This is a genomic window from Gelidimonas diazotrophica, assembly GCF_055694025.1.
Genome location: NZ_CM146349.1, coordinates 2,709,546 through 2,725,212, shown reverse-complemented (window position 1 = coordinate 2,725,212; position 15,667 = coordinate 2,709,546). Strand labels below are relative to the sequence as shown.

Sequence of the window (15,667 nt, the reverse complement as noted above, 5' to 3'; positions counted from 1 at the left end):
TTGGTTGCTGTGCAGCTTGTTCACAAGCTGCACAGCAACCAAGCAAGGAGGGGACTATCGATTTACTGGGCGCTGGGTTTGACTTTGCTACGGTAAGTCTTGCCCGGCGGCGGCGCCACCGGCTTGACGTGCGCATCTGCCAATAGCTTGGCGCACTCGCTGTTTTCTCCCGGCCCGGTATTAATCAAAGGGATCAGGGCCGCGATCGGCGCCAAGGCTGCCAGCACAATTGCACCGCCCGCCCGCATGGCCAATACGCCCTTGTCAACACTCACGCTCGGTTGTTTGAAGCTGCCGCGCACATACAGCGGGGCTCTGAGCGAGAACACGCGCAGCCCCTTGCTATTGGGCTTGATGGTCAAATCCAATTGTTCCTGCGCCAAATTGATGTTGCCGCTGACATCCAGAATGGCATCGTCGGTATCGATGATAAAACTGCGCGTTTGCATCAAACCCCTGGTCACGCCAAAATCGGTCGCCATGCAATTGAGCTTGACTTGCTTGTCGCCCACCAGACGGGTGAGGATCACGTTGCCGATATTCAATCCCATTTCTTCCAGCAAGAGCTTGCTGATCGTGCCTTGATTGATCAGGGTCTTGATTTCGCCATTGGACGCGCCCAGCAAGCTGGCCACTGAATTGCCGACTGCGCTCAAGGATGCGTCGCCATTGATTTCGCCGACGCTCGCTTGCAGCGGTTGCAAAGTGGGAAATAATTGTTTCAGCTTCAAATGACGGGCCGTCACTTTCATGCTCGCCTTGATCGCATTCTTGCCGGCTTTCCCGCTACCGTCGAGCGTGATGTCCGAATTCAGGCTGCCTCCCGCCATGTCGAAATTGAGCGGCGACAAGGACACCACGCCGTCTTGCAAGCGCAAGTGCGTGGTCAGTTTGTTGATCGGTAATTCCTTATTGCGAACAATTTTTTCGGCGCTAAATTGTATGTCGGCATCGATACTGGTCCAGCGTTCCGTCTTGAAAGGTTCGACCGGCAATGCTTTGTTGGTCGGCTGGACCGCCTCTGCGCCGCGTTTGGCCTTGCTGGTATTCGAGTCGGCACCGATCAGGGGCGCCAGATCGGAAAATTGCAACAAGCGCGACACGACCGTGCCGGATACCAGCGCGCGTGGTTGTTTCGATTGATATTCCAGGCTGCCGGCAATATCGCTGGAGCCGACCTTGCCGCTGAATTTTTCGTAAATCCAGCGACTGTCCTGCAGGCTCAGGTTGCCGATCAAATGGCCTTCGGTGGCAAATGGCGGCGTCTCCGGCATGACGATGCCGGTCAGTGCATACAGTCGCGCCATGCTCGCGCCGGATGCTTTCAAACGCATGTCGATTGCCGCCAGATCAGTCGGCTTGGTCAGCGTACCCTCGACCGCGATCACGGTTTGTCCCATGCGCAGATTGGCCATGATCGGATAGGGCACGGTTTGGTGTTGCAGCGATAACACGGCGCCGGCGCGGCCGTTGCCGCTGACTGTTTCGCCGTTGAACTTGCCGCGCAATTTCCACGCTACGCCATAACGCGGGTCCGAATCGAGCGTGTCGATATCGTTCGTCACATCGGCATGCTTGATGGCGTCGACCAGATGGACGCTGCCTTTGGCAAAAACGACGCGTTGCAATTCCAGCTGCCAGGGCGAGGCCTTCTCGTCTTTCTTGAAAGTCCAGTTGTTCTTGCCATCGGCGTCGCGCCGCAAGCTGACCACGGGCGAATCGAAACGCAGGACGGGGATGACGATCTTTTTTCCCAGTAATGCCAAGGGATTCAGCGAAAAGGAGAATTGCCGGATGCTTGCAATCTCGACCGACGGCGGTGCGCCAGCGCCTTTACCCGACGGAGCCGAGGCTGGCGCTGTCATGGCTGGTGGATTGCCGATGTGAACGTCCTGCGCCACCAAATGCGGCCACGGAATTATGCTGCGCCAACCTTGATCGGGCTCGATCGGACCCGCAGCTTGCCCGCCGGCTTGCTGTTCCCAGGTCAGCGAAAGGTCGCCGGCGATTGCGAACGGTCGGCCGAGCGCTTCACTGGTGCGCGCATTGAGCCACGGCTTGGCGCGGTTCCAGTCAAAATTGAGCAGCACCACCAGCGTGAGCGCAAGAACAACAATCAGACTGCCGACAACGGCGAGCGCTATTTTCGTGCGGCGCGGCATATTCATGATTTATCGCAGAAAGTGACCAACGTCAAACAATCCTACCAGGCCAATCATGATCAGATAAATGGCCACGATCGTCGACAACAGACGGGGAATGATAAGGATCAATATGCCGGCGATAAGGGACACGACCGGGACCAGACTTAAGGTGATATTCATGGCAGGAATCTTTCAGTAATGAATCAATGGAGTACATCAGATTAGACGAAATGGAGGCTATTTTATGTGCGTTGACGCACACAGCCCAACCATTATTATGGTCTGGCCACATCAAGCAGTGATTGCGCACAAGAACTGGCCTATGTGCGTTTGCGTACTGATCTCGTTGAAAACAGGGTTTATAACATCATACATCGAGGGCAATACCTGGCCCGATTGAAAAGTTCACCGGAGAGAAATGATGACAAGAAATTCAAAAAAATTGCTAACAGTTCTGTGCTGCACAGTAGTGGTTCTGACTGTCGGTTGCAGCAGCATGAAGACGCCGGCGACCGCATCTGTGGCTGTCTCCAATGCGGCTGTCGACAATGCCGTCGGTGCCGGCGGTGCAGAATTTGCGCCGGCCGAAATGAATTCGGCGCGTGAAAAAATGGCCTTGGCTAATAAAGCGATGGCGGACAAAAATTACAAGCTGGCAAATGATTTGGCAACCCAGGCCCAGGCCGACGCCAAACTGGCGCAAAGCAAAGCCAACTCGGCCAAAGCACAAACGGCGGCAGACGCCTTGCAAGACGACATCAGGGTCTTGCGTGAAGAACTGAACCGCACCAGTAAGTAAGAACACGCATCAAACACAGATCAAACGCAATGTCACCAACATTCAGCCGCGTTGATACAGGACGCCGCCGCAAAACAAAGGATTTCATCATGAAAAAAATTCCCTTTACACCCGCTCTTTTAGCCATTGCCGCCCTCGTCGGTGCTTGCAGCTCCGTGCCAAAAACCACCAGTTTGTTGGAACAGGCGCGCGGTGATTTTATGGCAGCGCAAAACAACCCAAAAGTCGCGAGCTACGCACCAGGGGAAATGCGGCAAGCCGGTGCAGCGCTGGAGCAAGCCAATGCAGCGGCCAGCCATAACGATAGCGCTGAAAAAATAGATAAGCTGGCTTACCTTGCCAAGCAAAAAATCGCACTGACGCAAGAAGTTGCGAAACAGAAATCTGCGGAAGCCGGCATTGCTGTAGCCGGCAAGGAACGCGACCAAATGCGTTTGGACCAACGCACGAATGAGGCCAACCGGGCCACAATGAACGCTGAACAATCCAAGCTGGCAGCCCAGGTAGCACAGGGCGAGACAGCCGAAGCCCAGCGCAAAACACAGGAAGCGCAAACGCGGGCGGCACAACTGGAAGCGCAGTTGGCTGATCTGGCCGCAAAAAAAACTGAGCGCGGAATAGTCATTACCTTAGGCGATGTATTGTTTGGCACCGACCAGGCGCGCTTGACTCCGGATGGCATGCGTACTGCGCAAAAGTTGGCTGATGTTTTGCAGCAAAATCCGCAACGTACCGTGCTGGTGGAAGGTTTTACCGACAGCACCGGCGAAGCTTCGTATAACCAGCAATTGTCTGAACGCCGTGCCACCGCAGTGCGCCGCGCCTTGCAGGAACTGGGCGTGGCCCCTGACCGCGTCGCTGTGCGCGGATATGGCGAGGCTTACCCGGTCTCTGCCAATAACACGGCACAGAGTCGCCAATTGAACCGGCGCGTCGAGATCATTCTTTCTGACGATGGCGGCAAGATTGCACCGCGATAATTAAGTTTTGAGACCTGACAAAACGTCCGAAAAATTGTTGATTTTCATCATATTTTATGCACTATTGGATATACTCCAATGAAAATTTACAAAATAACCTGTTTTGCGCATGTATATGTTGCGGTGGAAAATAATACACCGCACCGTATATAACTTAGTGTCGTGAACCCAGCGCATCCATAGCGGCGCTTTGACAACTGTCGCATGGATGTGCGCGTCTTGTCATTCAGATGTATTCTTGACAATTAAACACTGAAAGAAAATCATGACAGAAATTAAACAACCACTACACGCCGGTATCGACACTGCCGCAATCAGGGCCGCAGCCCAAAATTACGATGATGGCGCCGTGACAGTCGGCTACCGGGCGAATCGCGAGGAAATGATTGCGATGCTCAATGGCGCGCTGGCTACCGAACTGGTCTGCGTCTTGCGCTACAAACGTCATTACTACACGGCAGCCGGGCCGCAGAACGGGCCGATCAAGGCTGAATTCTTGCAGCACGCGCTGGAGGAACAAGGCCATGCGGATTTGTTGGCGGAGCGCATCGTGCAATTGAATGGCAGCCCCGATTTCAATCCCGCCACGCTGATCGAACGCAGTCACGCAGAGTACGACGACTCGGACGACATTCAGGCCATGATCAAGGCCAATCTGATCGCCGAGCGCATCGCCATCGAAGCCTATCGCCAGATGATCGAACAAATCGGCGAGACCGATCCGACCACGCGTCAAATGCTGGTCGGCATCATGGCAATGGAAGAAGAACATGCTGACGACATGCGCGATTTGCTGGCCTGACAGCTTACGCACTTGCATTTTGACGCGGCGCACAGGAAACGCCGGTGCGCCTATCCGGTTCGACCACAGAACCAATCAGTGGCAGTATATTTAGATTGATATCGTATTTATTTTGAGGAGTGGATCATGCTGGAATCAAATTTTAAAGCCATCAGCAAAGACGTGAAAACCCTGGTCGCGGACGCGCAAGCGCTGCTCCAGGTTGCCGCTACACTGACCGGCGAAAAAGCCGAGGAAGTACGCAGCCGCGGCATGGGTTTGCTCGATACGGCGCTGGTCAAGGCCCAGGAAGCGCAAGCGTGCACAGTCGTCGCCGGCAAGGAAATGGTAGTCACGACAGAAGATTACGTGAAAGAAAATCCATTGCGTGCGATTACGATTGCGGCCGGCGTCGGACTTTTGCTGGGTGCGCTCCTGAGTCGCAAATAATCAGTTTGCAGGGTGTTCTCCGGCGCTCTGTAGTGACTAAAACAGCGGGGCGGCGATACTCCACATTGGGATGCCATTTGCTTGTAGGTGCGAATTTATTCGCACTTTTAACGATTTCATACGAACTGATGCGAATAAATTCGCACCTACGGCGCTGTCTCGGCTACGCTTCGTACTCCTATGGCTTTTCTCCCGCTGCGATCCAATGTTCGAATTCCTGCTGCGAGGGCGTGCCGGTAATCAGCGTTGCAGCCCCGTTTTGGGGCAGCAGCGCCACATACGGCGTGATGCCGCGCCACTTCGGGTTGACCGCATATTGCAGCGCTGCGGTCTGGCCGTTGAACACGAACAGGCGGCTGGCCTGGCGGTAATGCGGGTCTTGCAATAGCTCCGGATGCTGGTCGCCATCCATCACCACCACGATCAGCGGAATCTGCTTCTTGCCTTTTTTTAGCTGCTGCGCCACGGCTGCGATGGCGGCTGGGCAATGGGTGCAATCTGTGGTGGAAAAAACCACGGCGGACGGTCGTGGCAATTCAGTCTGGAAGCGCTGCCAGCTCTGCGCATCGAACGCCTCGATTTTCTGCGGCGCGGCCTGTACCGGCAGCATCGAGAGAGTCAGCAACAAGGCGGCCCAATATTTATAGTGCTTCAACATGGAGTTCTCCGGTAAGGTTCCAAAGCACAAACAGTTGCGCGCCTTTGCGCAGCAAGTGCGGCTGATCGTTGTTGGCAGTGGTGCGCGCCAATTGTTTGAGCGTGAAATGGCCGCCGTCGTCGTCGGATATCCAGGCCTTCAGGTTGGTGCCGCTGCCGTCGAAACTGCGCCAGACAATCGCCACGCGCTTGCCGTCACTTAGCACATCGGCATGTTCGGCTTGCTCGTCCGGCAACGCCAGCACTGCGCCAACCGGTTTGCCGTCTTGATCCAGTCGGCCATAACGTACTTGCGCCACGCCAGTTTTCTCGCCGAACCAGACCGCGTGATAACCGCCATCCGCAGCCGGCGTCAGGCTGGGGCCGTGGTGCGGACAAGCATCAATCGCCCAGTTGTCGAAAGTAGCGCGGACCGGCGCTTTGGCCGGGGCGCTTGTTGCAGATGCGTCGCGCAATATCGCAAATGCATGATCGCGGATATTCGGCGCGAACACATGCCGCCATAACGCGGCAACTTGTCCATCTGGTGTGAGAGTCAGCGCGATGCGGCAGCATTCACAACTGTAATCGGCGACCTTGGTGTCCGGCCCGAAAGTGGCTCCGCCGTCGGTCGAAACATTATGGTAAATCGCCGCGCCGCGATAGGCGAGCTTGCCGTCGCCCGATTTTACGGCAGCAATTTTTGCCAATTCCAGATCGCGTTTATCGACCCAGACCGTATGCAGCCGGCCATGCGCGTCGAATGCAATTGACTCAAAACGGTGGGTGATGATTTGACGGTCGTGATGCACGGTGACCGGCGCTGCAAAAGTCGCGCCACCATCGATTGAGCGCAACAGCCGGATCGCGCCGGTGTACGGTTTTCCCAACGGCGTGGTGTAGGCCACCACTACCTGATTCTGCGGCCCGAACGCCAGCTTGGGGCGGCTCTCGCCATCGGCCGCCACCGCTTCGCCGCCGGTATCGAGCAGGCGCGGCGCTTGCCAGTTATGGCCGTCGTCGCGGCTGATGCGTAATTCCAAATGTGCCTGGGCATCCAGCCCAACTACCCATAGCGCGCCATCGGGCGCAAAGGCTGCGCCAATGGCTAGCGCGGATTTTTTTGTAGCCTTGGCCGGTTGATGTTCATGGCCGCCTTGGGCTTGGGCTTGGGCTGCCAGCGGCAGCAGCGTCAGGCAGAAGATCAAAGGGATGCGTAATAGAGAGTGGATCAGAGAGCGGATCAAAGAGAGAATCATGAAAATCCTTAATCAGAAATCGTATTTGAGTTCGGCCGACAGCGTGCGCTGCGTGTACGGGTGCGCCACGTAATACTGCTGGTTGGTCAGGTTGTCGATGCCGACGGCGGCGCTCCATTGACGGTCCACCTTGTAGCGCAGGCGCAGGTCGAGCACGAAGAATTTGCTGGTGCCGCCATAGGTGTCGGCGTTGCTGTCGCTATTGTCGAGCGTATTGAATTGCCGCCCGCTGTAGCGCGCGGCCAGCGCATACGATAGTTGCGCATTCTGGCGGTAAGTCGCGCTGACGGTAGCGCGCCAGTCCGGCACGCGCGGCTGTTTGTTGCCGACGGTGGCCGGATTGGCGTCGTTTTGGGTGACGATCGAATTGGCGTACGTGATGCTGCCAGTCAGATCCAGACCACGCAAGCCGACATCTACGCCCTGATATGCCAGTTCCAGCCCGCGGGTGCGAATCCCGTCGATATTCTGGATGTTGGTGATGGTCGGCGAAACCGTCATGTTGGTTTGCGAATACAGCGCATCCCTGGCGTTTTCCTGAAAGTAGCTGATGCGCAGCACGCCGTTGCCCAGCTCGCGCTCTGCCGTCAATTCGCCCGACAACGCTTGCTCCGGTTTCAGATTCGGGTCGTTTTTGACGATGGCATTGTTGCTGATGCTGCCCTGATACAACTCGGCCACCGATGGCATCCGATACGCCTGCGCCAGCGAAGCGCGCAAAGCCCAGGCCGGTGCTGGTTGAAATGACAAAGCTAGCTTGGGCGAGAAAAAGGTTTCGTTGCGCGCAGCGAACGGCAAGGTGCTGGCCGCGTTGGATACCGCACCGTCAAACGCTTGCCAGTTTTCCCAGCGGCCGCCTACAGTGGCTTTCCAGTCTTTGGCAAAGCGCCAGGCATCTTGCGCATACAGCGCCTGGGTTTCGGTCTTGCCGGCAAACGCCGAAGTGCGGCTTACTGCCGGGCCGCTGGTCCAATTGGCCGTGCTGGAGACTTGCGTATCGAGCTGGTATTGATCGAAGTGATAGCCAAAATTGGCTTCATGCGCAGGACTCGGACGCCAGGTGCCGCGCAAGTCCAGCGTGCGCCAGCCGGTGCCGCTCATATCGGTCAAGCTGCCGGGACCGCCGCTGGCCGCAGCCGGCAAGGCCGTCGTCGGCGCACGCGACAGATCGCGGCTGTAATCGTACACACTGGCAAGCGCTTCCCAATCCCAGCTGCCGCCGCTGTGGGTGGCCAGCGACAGGCCGTGCATCCAGTGTTGCTGTTCGGAGCTGCCGGGATTCAGGTCGGTATCTTTGAGTGTGTACTGCTTGCCAGCGAAATTCACATTGCCGCTATACACCGGATTGCCAGCGCCATCCTTCAGATAGGACGCGACGTCAGTCGTGTTATCGCCCTGCCACAAACCCAGCGTATAGCTGGCAGTAAGAGTCGGGCTGATGTCATACGCCAGTTTCATTTTGGCCTGATCCTGAATCGTATGCGCGATGCTGGTAGCGCCCAGAATGGTGCGCGGATTGCCATTGGTATCCAAATCGGTGTGCGCGCCGCTGACCTGCGTGTCGCCGGGCTGCGCAGTTTTAGTCGAGAGCGGCTGCGTCAGATACGACATCGGCTGGCCGTGGCTGTCGAGATGGTTGGCATTGATCCACCACGACAACGGGCCGGCGCGGTTGCCCAAGGCGACGCTGAACTGCTTGCCGGAATAACTCTCGTCGGTACCGTATAACTTGAAGTGCTGGTCAAACACTTGCGCCTTGGCGTGCGCTTCAAACTTGTCGGGCATGCGGGTTGTCATGTTGATTACCGCACCCATCGCATTGCCCGGATACAGCGCCGAGAACGGCCCGTAAATCACATCGACGCGCTCGATTTCCTCGGGCGTGACCATGCCCCAGCGCGGCGGGTAGCTGTAGCTGTTGCCCAGCAAGTTGGACAACAGCAGATTGTCCGCATACACCAGCGAACGGGCGCTGGACAACGTGCCGGAAGAGCGCGAAGCGACGATGCCGTTGGTGTCGCCGATGAAGCGTTTGCGGATTTGTATCGACGGCAAATACTTGAGCGCATCTTCAGTATTGATCACGTTGATGCTGTCTGCCATTTGCTGGCGGGTGACGGCCTCCACCACGGCCGGCAATTCTTTCGGTACGCCGGGAGTAGAACCGCCTTGCACGACGACTTCCTGCAGTTGGGTGTCGCTTTCTGTGTTACCTGCCGCCTGTGCTGCCGGTGTGAAAGCGCCGCCGGCACAGGCTGCCAGCAGCGCCGCCGATAAAGGTTTCAGAGGAATGATCATGGGTTTGATTCCAGTAAATTAAGAATAAAAGGCAAATAAAAAGAAGGTAAAAAACTCAGGAGTCCAGTCGAAACACAATCGGCACTACCACGCTGGCGGCGACCGCCACCGGACCGCGCTGCGCCGGCACGAAGCGCCATTGCCGCACCGCTTCCAGCGCCGCTTCATCGAGTCGGGCAAAGCCGCTGCTGCGCTTGACCTGCACCTGTTCGGCCTTGCCCTGCGCACTGACCTTGACGTTCAACAGCACGGTGCCTTGTTCGCGGTTGCGGCGCGAGAATAGCGGATACGACGGCGCAGGATTGTTCAGGTAATCGGCATTAAAGCGGGCCGGTTCCAAGGTGGGTGGAGCAGGTGCGGCCACTGCAACGGCCACTGGCTCGGCTGCAACAGGAGTCGCCGGTGCTGCCGGCGCGGTTGCCATCGCCGTGATCCCGCTGGCGGCAGTCAGGAGCGTTACCGGTGCGGGTTTGGGCGCGCTGTGTGGCTTCGGACGTGCAGCCGGACGTGCGACTGGCCGTAAAACCGGAACTGCGCTGGGCAGCGGCCGTGGCAGCGTAGTCGGAGCCGGAATTGCGGGCCGTGGCAGCGGGATCAGCACGGCCTGAATCGGCACCGGCACTGTTTGCGGCAGCACCGCTTGACCGGGCATTGCTTGCAACGTCCAGTACAGCAGCGCGCCATGCAGCACCAGCGTCAGCAAGGATTTCAGGGCTATGCCGCGCAGATGCGTAGTCGGTGAAACGAAAGTGAAAGTAGCCATACGAGAGTGCATATCCGTATCGCGCACAGCTCGGCCGGAACCGAATGCGCACGCAAATGCGAGACATGATTTTGCTTCCTGTTGAGAAATCCACAGCGCTCTGGCGAGTGCGCAGAACTGCACCCGGAGCGGACTAGAGAGAAACTAGAGTGAAATCAGGAAGCCAGCGGCGGGCCGCGTGGATTGGCAGCCGTCCAGGAGAACAGGCGATACGGTGCGTGATAGAACAGGTGCGGGAATAAATCATGGCCGGCCATGATCGGAAGCACCGGCAAGTCGGATGGCAGCAGCCCGATGCTGCCGCCGTGCGGCAGGCAGAACGGACAGTGTTCGCTGGCGCCAGTGTCGCCTGGGCCGGAATGGTCGCCGGCCAACTGGCCTGGCATCGCGGCCATGGACTGGACGCCATTCATGGTGCAGATTTCCATTATCGGTGACGATGGCGCGCTGCCCCAGGCTGTAACCGCATGGGAAATCGAAGGCGCAAGCGCGTTCAGCAGTATCGCAAAACAGGCGATCCAGATAAACAGCGGCTTGGTTTTCAGAATGTTCCTCATGGCCGCGGATTATAGCGCGGCACTTTGAGCGTCATCGGTGCAAATGCAGAAAAGCTGGGATGGATCAAGCGCGGTGCTGGCAAGACGCATTTGCGCGGCGGTGCAGCTGCCTGCTGTTTTTGTAACTGTTCACCTCGCTACGAATACCCCCTTGCCCGGCATGGCCTTCCCTGGTGCCCGAATCGCCATGCGATTCGCTTGCGGGAGAGGGTTGGGGAGAGGGTGACTGCAAAGTCGACGACTTAATTAATCGCTGTACTCTTCGTGGATGCTTTGTCGGGGTAGCCCGACAGCTACCTTGACACACACCGGCTTCGCCAAAGAAAAGTAAGCAAAAGAAAGGCGACCGCAGACTTGCCCTTCGGGTACCCGTTTGTGTGCTGCAAAAAATGGGAAATGAAGGAACTCGCTTCCCTTGCAGGGCGCATATCCGCTTGCAAGCGGATACCGTTACGCAGGCGCGGGGCAGTGCCCCACGAAACCCCTGCTGCACCTCAGACAACCTTCATTTCTGATCCATTTTCTGCAGCACACAAACGGCTGCGGTGCAGCAGGGGTTTCGGATTGCATGCAATCCGCCTGCGTAACGACATTGCCTTGCAAGGCAATGTTCCCTCCCTACAGGGACACAGGGCCCCAGCGGCCTAACATCAAAAACAGCGTCAATACAACCGCCAATGACATAAAGCAGTCACTTGGATATCAACCTCATAGCAGGCTGAATAGATACCTGTTTTTTTAAAATAACAGGAGTATGTGCAATATCATGCCACTTTCCGCATAAATGTATTGCGCTAGATAAAAATACATAGGGTGGGTATATTTAATCGCCGGCAGCTGCGTCCGGCCTGCCGAAACGCCGGATGCCGATAGCCGCCGAAGCTTTGCGCTTCGGCCCGACTTGATCGTTACTTCCTCATTCCATTGCCCGCGATGTGCTACGGCCGTCAGTTCGTGAACGGTGCCCGCCCTTTCCATTGACTGCCCAACCCGATCGACGCTGACCCCGCTTCGCATGGATAGGACCAACTTCGCCCAATACATCTTCCTGTCGCCGACTGGATCTGCATCCCGGCCACATTCCTGCCATCAACCAATTTCATAAAATATTCAGGTCGAGTGTATTCAGGCAACATGTCTATTTTCTTTTAATTTTCATGATTTTTTACTGAGTTTTTCGACTTATACGTGAACAATTACTAGTGTATTCACAATATCATGGCGGTTAATCTGGTTTTGCTAAACTGAGGTCTCTATGCGTATCGTCATTCTGGGTAGCGGTGTTATCGGTGAGCGTGGCAATCCCCGCCTGAACTACGCCGATGCTTGATATGGCGTCCAACGCGCGCAAGAACCGCAGCGGCGCTGCATCCGGGTCCCGCAGCGCCATCTCGATGGATACCATTACGCTTGACGTCAGCACCTTGCCGCAAAAGGTGTTGCACTAGGTTTTTGAGGCTGCCCTGCCTGGACAGGGCCTTTGTGAAGCCCGGATTCCTGCGTTCGTGAGCAACGCATCGGTGCGGTCCGTGGTTGAAAAAAATCGGTAAATTTGTTTAATCCGTCATTCCGACGCAGGCTGGAATCCAGGGTTGTTAAAAACCCGCTGGATTCAAGGTGTTGTTGATCCTGAGCCTTTCCGTTGGAATGACATTATTATTTTTTAGGAGAAAAAAGTATGTCGTTTTACGAAAAACTGAAAGCGCTCAACATCGAACTGCCCCCAGTGGCGGCCCCTGCTGCAGCCTACGTGCTGTACGCGCAAGCCGGCAACACGCTGTTCCTATCCGGGCATCTCGCGAAAAAAGACGGCAAGGTATGGGTCGGCCAACTCGGGAAGAACATCACCACCGAAGAGGGAAAACAGGCTGCACGTGCCATTGCGATCGACCTGATGGCGACCTTGCAAACGGCTTGTGGCGGTGATCTGAACCGCGTCAAACGCATCGTCAAGGTGATGAGCCTGGTCAATTCAACCCCCGACTTCATCGAGCAGCACCTGGTCACCAATGGCGCATCCGAACTGATAGTCGAAATCTTCGGCGAACAAGGTCAGCATGCACGTTCCGCATTCGGCGTCGCGCAAATCCCGATGGGCGCCTGCGTCGAAATCGAATTGATCGCAGAACTGGTGTGATCGTTTACACCAGTGTGACTCAGCCAGCGCTGGTTTGTCGCTTGCTCCCTATGGATGTGACTGGGGCCGATGAGAGGCAACAGGCATCCCTTGCGTTACCACAACAAGCCTGACATGGCGTCTCGACGCAGTCAATTCAGCCCTTAGAGGCGTGGCTATTCAATCAGCCATCGATTCAAATAAAACAGGAGATTCATCAATGAAAGCGAGTAAACAAGGCCTGCAGCGTGGCTTGGGTGAGCGTCAGATCCGCCTCATGGCACTGGGCGCGGCGATCGGTGTCGGCCTGTTTCTGGGTTCGGCCAATGCGATCAAAATGGCGGGCCCCGGCATCATGTTGTCCTATATTATCGGCGGCGCCGTCATCTTCATGATCATGCGCGCGCTGGGCGAAATGGCGGTCCATAATCCGGTGGCCGGTTCGTTCAGCCGCTATGCGCAGGACTATATCGGGCCATTGGCCGGCTACCTGACCGGCTGGAACTATTGGTTCTTATGGCTGGTCACCTGCATCGCCGAAATCACCGCGGTCGGTATCTACATGGGCATCTGGTTTCCGGATGTGCCGCGCTGGATCTGGGCGCTTGCCGCGCTGGGCGCGATGGGTTCGGTCAATTTGCTGGCAGTCAAAGCCTATGGCGAATTCGAATTCTGGTTCGCCTTGATCAAGGTCGTCACCATCGTGCTGATGATCATCGGCGGCACCGGCATGATCGTGTTCGGTTTTGGCAACCACGGCGTCGCGCTCGGCTTCTCCAACTTATGGGCGCATGGTGGATTCTTCCCGAACGGCGCCCAGGGCGTGCTGATGTCGCTGCAAATGGTGATGTTCGCCTATCTTGGCGTGGAAATGATCGGCTTGACGGCAGGCGAAGCGGCCAACCCGAAGAAGTCGATCCCGGACGCGATCAACTCGGTATTCTGGCGCATCCTGATTTTCTATGTCGGCGCGCTGTTCGTGATCCTGTCGATCTATCCATGGAACGAAATCGGCACCCAAGGCAGCCCTTTCGTGATGACATTCGAGCGACTGGGCATCAGGACTGCCGCCGGCATCATCAACTTCGTCGTGCTCACCGCCGCGCTGTCGTCCTGCAACGGCGGCATCTTCAGCACCGGCCGCATGCTCTACAACCTGGCCCAGCAAGGCCAGGCGCTGAGCATGTTCGCCCAGACCACCGACAGCGGCGTACCGCGCCGCGCGATCTTGCTGTCGATGGCAGCACTGCTGTTCGGCGTGCTGCTGAATTACCTGGTGCCGGAAAAAGTGTTCATGTGGGTGACCTCGATCTCGACCTTCGGCGCAGTCTGGACCTGGGGCGTGATTCTGGTGACGCAAATAAAATTTCGCAAGTCGCTGTCGCCGGCAGAGCGTAAGGCACTCGCTTTCCGCATGCCGTTCTGGCCGTATGGCTCGTGGATCGCGCTGGCCTTCCTGGCACTGGTGATCGGTTTGATGGCGTATTTTCCCGACACGCGCGTTGCGCTGGTGGTCGGACCGGCATGGCTGGTGCTGCTGACGGTGCTCTATTACGCATTACGCCTTGCGCCCGCACAGGTCCAGCGCGATGAGGTGCCGCGCGGCTACGAAGCCGGCTGACAGGGCTGCTGCAATCTTCTTGATGGCCGGGCCGGACAAAGATGCGATGCAGCGCCTTGTCCGGCCAGCAAGACCACGTTCGAGGCGGTGAAACAGCAAACCGGGCCAGTCTCGGCAACCACTGACGATCCCCCCAATGCAAGCCAAAATGATGCTGGCCCACGATAGCATCTTGGTATCAAGATGCTCTTATGCCGTGTTATTCAGTGAGATTCATATAACGGCATTGCCTGCTAATGCACCGTCTGCTGCCGCACATATTCGGCCCGTTTCATCTCGATATACTGTTGCCGATCCATCTCATGCAACTGCCGCGGATAGCGCTCGGTAGCCGTAAACCAGCTCTGTAAGCGTTGCTCGAACTGCGCTGTCGGGGCGGCACTGGCAGCCTCTAAAAAGGTATCGATTGCGAGGTAATAACGCATCGTGTTGCGCTCCACCAGGCCACGCACCCCACCGATATATTCAGGCTGGCCACTGGCCTGCTTGCCAATCACGGTGAATCCCACTTTGTCGCTGCCGATAGTGCCGAGATACGTTTGCATGGACAGCCGTGCGGCAATATTCATTGCGTAAGAATAGGTCAGATGCAAAAACGTTTTGGCGTTCGGGAGCGCTACCGCTTCCAGCAGGATAAGGTAGTCGCTGGTGCCCAGCGGCCCGTTTTCGGCACTCAGCATGATTTCAACATATTCCGCAGTTTTTGCAACGACGCTGTAATTGAAGTCGAGCCGCGGCGCGGCGGCCAGTTCTTCGGGTGTCTTCCTGCCGACATGGAGTCTGAGGGTGGTGCCGGACGGCCCTGCCATCGGATGGCAATATTTGGTATTGATGTGTAGCAGCATCACGTCACACCAGTGATCCGGATTATTCAAGCCAGTATTCACCGCGCCAAACGGGTAATCGACGATCGCGTAGATGTCGCCCTTCAAACGGTCCGGCGTTTCAGCGGAATCGAGAACCAGTGGCCGCTTGAATTGATTTTGCTGCAATTGCGCCTTTAGCGACGCGTATTTTGCGCGCAGTGCCGCAGCCGGATCGGACTCCGCCATTGCGGCGTGCGCAACACCCGCAATACCAGAAATACCCGCAATCCAGATCAACAGCAGGCATCTCAACCAGTGCAAAGAGTATGACCAAGAACGCTTATGCATTGCCATTCCCTCACAGTTAAGTTTCCAGCCAGCCGCATCACAGCCAATACTCAAACCGGCGCGCCGCCCATTCCTTGAACCGGCGGTCTTGGCATGCAAGACCGCGATT

At 56.8% G+C, this 15,667-nt stretch carries 16 protein-coding genes; 8 read left to right on the top strand and 8 right to left on the bottom strand.

What is annotated here, in order from left to right; translation table 11 throughout:
- Window positions 1-62 precede the first annotated feature (62 nt).
- Together KGFNPO_RS12650 and KGFNPO_RS12645 are read right to left on the bottom strand one after the other, a co-directional pair.
- The gene (locus KGFNPO_RS12650; RefSeq protein ID WP_472631618.1) at window positions 63-2,168 is read right to left on the bottom strand and encodes an AsmA family protein; all 2,106 of its coding nucleotides are present in this window, start codon (window positions 2,166-2,168) and stop codon (window positions 63-65) included.
- Window positions 2,169-2,171: 3 nt separating this feature from the next.
- On the bottom strand, window positions 2,172-2,324 hold the full coding sequence (locus tag KGFNPO_RS12645; RefSeq protein ID WP_472613293.1) for a DUF3096 domain-containing protein: 153 nt from the start codon (window positions 2,322-2,324) through the stop codon (window positions 2,172-2,174).
- A gap of 241 nt (window positions 2,325-2,565) precedes the next feature.
- On the opposite strand from KGFNPO_RS12645, the gene KGFNPO_RS12640 reads away from it, so the two are divergent.
- From KGFNPO_RS12640 to KGFNPO_RS12625, 4 genes are all read left to right on the top strand, one after another.
- Complete coding sequence (locus tag KGFNPO_RS12640; protein WP_472631617.1) at window positions 2,566-2,943, top strand: DUF4398 domain-containing protein; 378 nt, start codon at window positions 2,566-2,568, stop codon at window positions 2,941-2,943.
- Window positions 2,944-3,032: 89 nt separating this feature from the next.
- A complete protein-coding gene (locus KGFNPO_RS12635; protein WP_472631616.1) occupies window positions 3,033-3,923 on the top strand; it encodes an OmpA family protein in 891 nt (296 codons plus the stop codon).
- A 265-nt stretch (window positions 3,924-4,188) separates the two neighbouring features.
- Entirely contained in the window at window positions 4,189-4,725 is a 537-nt protein-coding gene (locus tag KGFNPO_RS12630; protein WP_472631615.1) for a ferritin-like domain-containing protein, read from the top strand.
- A 126-nt stretch (window positions 4,726-4,851) separates the two neighbouring features.
- Window positions 4,852-5,154 carry an ElaB/YgaM/YqjD family protein gene (locus tag KGFNPO_RS12625; RefSeq protein WP_472631614.1) on the top strand — a complete coding sequence of 101 codons (303 nt, stop codon included), beginning with the start codon at window positions 4,852-4,854 and terminating at the stop codon, window positions 5,152-5,154.
- A gap of 178 nt (window positions 5,155-5,332) precedes the next feature.
- On the opposite strand, the gene KGFNPO_RS12620 is transcribed toward KGFNPO_RS12625, so the two are convergent.
- From KGFNPO_RS12620 to KGFNPO_RS12600, 5 genes are all read right to left on the bottom strand, one after another.
- The gene (locus KGFNPO_RS12620) at window positions 5,333-5,812 is read right to left on the bottom strand and encodes a thioredoxin domain-containing protein (RefSeq protein WP_472631613.1); all 480 of its coding nucleotides are present in this window, start codon (window positions 5,810-5,812) and stop codon (window positions 5,333-5,335) included.
- Window positions 5,796-7,049 carry a sialidase family protein gene (locus tag KGFNPO_RS12615; protein ID WP_472631612.1) on the bottom strand — a complete coding sequence of 418 codons (1,254 nt, stop codon included), beginning with the start codon at window positions 7,047-7,049 and terminating at the stop codon, window positions 5,796-5,798. Before KGFNPO_RS12615 ends, KGFNPO_RS12620 begins: the two co-directional genes overlap by 17 nt.
- Before the next feature lie 12 nt (window positions 7,050-7,061).
- Window positions 7,062-9,347: a TonB-dependent receptor gene (locus KGFNPO_RS12610; RefSeq protein ID WP_472631611.1), complete on the bottom strand. Its 2,286-nt coding sequence runs from the start codon at window positions 9,345-9,347 to the stop codon at window positions 7,062-7,064.
- A 55-nt stretch (window positions 9,348-9,402) separates the two neighbouring features.
- Window positions 9,403-10,110 (bottom strand): energy transducer TonB, encoded by a 708-nt coding sequence (locus KGFNPO_RS12605; RefSeq protein ID WP_472631610.1) that lies wholly within the window; start codon window positions 10,108-10,110, stop codon window positions 9,403-9,405.
- 155 nt (window positions 10,111-10,265) lie between these two features.
- Window positions 10,266-10,586 carry a DUF2946 domain-containing protein gene (locus KGFNPO_RS12600; RefSeq protein ID WP_472634469.1) on the bottom strand — a complete coding sequence of 107 codons (321 nt, stop codon included), beginning with the start codon at window positions 10,584-10,586 and terminating at the stop codon, window positions 10,266-10,268.
- Here KGFNPO_RS12600 and KGFNPO_RS12595 point away from each other — a divergent pair.
- The 4 genes from KGFNPO_RS12595 (at window position 10,504) to KGFNPO_RS12580 (ending at window position 14,404) form a co-directional block, all read left to right on the top strand.
- Window positions 10,504-10,695 carry a hypothetical protein gene (locus KGFNPO_RS12595; RefSeq protein ID WP_472634550.1) on the top strand — a complete coding sequence of 64 codons (192 nt, stop codon included), beginning with the start codon at window positions 10,504-10,506 and terminating at the stop codon, window positions 10,693-10,695. The two genes, KGFNPO_RS12600 and KGFNPO_RS12595, sit on opposite strands and share 83 nt — an antisense overlap.
- 1,294 nt (window positions 10,696-11,989) lie before the next feature.
- Complete coding sequence (locus KGFNPO_RS12590) at window positions 11,990-12,115, top strand: hypothetical protein (RefSeq protein ID WP_472631609.1); 126 nt, start codon at window positions 11,990-11,992, stop codon at window positions 12,113-12,115.
- 230 nt (window positions 12,116-12,345) lie between these two features.
- Window positions 12,346-12,804 carry a RidA family protein gene (locus KGFNPO_RS12585; protein WP_472631608.1) on the top strand — a complete coding sequence of 153 codons (459 nt, stop codon included), beginning with the start codon at window positions 12,346-12,348 and terminating at the stop codon, window positions 12,802-12,804.
- A gap of 199 nt (window positions 12,805-13,003) precedes the next feature.
- The gene (locus tag KGFNPO_RS12580; RefSeq protein WP_472631607.1) at window positions 13,004-14,404 is read left to right on the top strand and encodes an amino acid permease; all 1,401 of its coding nucleotides are present in this window, start codon (window positions 13,004-13,006) and stop codon (window positions 14,402-14,404) included.
- A gap of 233 nt (window positions 14,405-14,637) precedes the next feature.
- On the opposite strand, the gene KGFNPO_RS12575 is transcribed toward KGFNPO_RS12580, so the two are convergent.
- On the bottom strand, window positions 14,638-15,558 hold the full coding sequence (locus KGFNPO_RS12575) for a hypothetical protein (protein WP_472631606.1): 921 nt from the start codon (window positions 15,556-15,558) through the stop codon (window positions 14,638-14,640).
- Window positions 15,559-15,667 lie beyond the last annotated feature (109 nt).

Coding starts and splice junctions, on each gene's coding strand:
- KGFNPO_RS12615 (WP_472631612.1), bottom strand. CDS start 7,049: ATGATTCTCTCTTTGATCCGCTCTCTGATCCACTCTCTATTACGCATC.
- KGFNPO_RS12635 (WP_472631616.1), top strand. CDS start 3,033: ATGAAAAAAATTCCCTTTACACCCGCTCTTTTAGCCATTGCCGCCCTC.
- KGFNPO_RS12575 (WP_472631606.1), bottom strand. CDS start 15,558: ATGCATAAGCGTTCTTGGTCATACTCTTTGCACTGGTTGAGATGCCTG.
- KGFNPO_RS12650 (WP_472631618.1), bottom strand. CDS start 2,168: ATGAATATGCCGCGCCGCACGAAAATAGCGCTCGCCGTTGTCGGCAGT.
- KGFNPO_RS12620 (WP_472631613.1), bottom strand. CDS start 5,812: ATGTTGAAGCACTATAAATATTGGGCCGCCTTGTTGCTGACTCTCTCG.
- KGFNPO_RS12645 (WP_472613293.1), bottom strand. CDS start 2,324: ATGAATATCACCTTAAGTCTGGTCCCGGTCGTGTCCCTTATCGCCGGC.
- KGFNPO_RS12605 (WP_472631610.1), bottom strand. CDS start 10,110: ATGGCTACTTTCACTTTCGTTTCACCGACTACGCATCTGCGCGGCATA.
- KGFNPO_RS12630 (WP_472631615.1), top strand. CDS start 4,189: ATGACAGAAATTAAACAACCACTACACGCCGGTATCGACACTGCCGCA.
- KGFNPO_RS12640 (WP_472631617.1), top strand. CDS start 2,566: ATGACAAGAAATTCAAAAAAATTGCTAACAGTTCTGTGCTGCACAGTA.
- KGFNPO_RS12610 (WP_472631611.1), bottom strand. CDS start 9,347: ATGATCATTCCTCTGAAACCTTTATCGGCGGCGCTGCTGGCAGCCTGT.
- KGFNPO_RS12625 (WP_472631614.1), top strand. CDS start 4,852: ATGCTGGAATCAAATTTTAAAGCCATCAGCAAAGACGTGAAAACCCTG.
- KGFNPO_RS12595 (WP_472634550.1), top strand. CDS start 10,504: ATGGACTGGACGCCATTCATGGTGCAGATTTCCATTATCGGTGACGAT.
- KGFNPO_RS12590 (WP_472631609.1), top strand. CDS start 11,990: ATGCTTGATATGGCGTCCAACGCGCGCAAGAACCGCAGCGGCGCTGCA.
- KGFNPO_RS12580 (WP_472631607.1), top strand. CDS start 13,004: ATGAAAGCGAGTAAACAAGGCCTGCAGCGTGGCTTGGGTGAGCGTCAG.
- KGFNPO_RS12585 (WP_472631608.1), top strand. CDS start 12,346: ATGTCGTTTTACGAAAAACTGAAAGCGCTCAACATCGAACTGCCCCCA.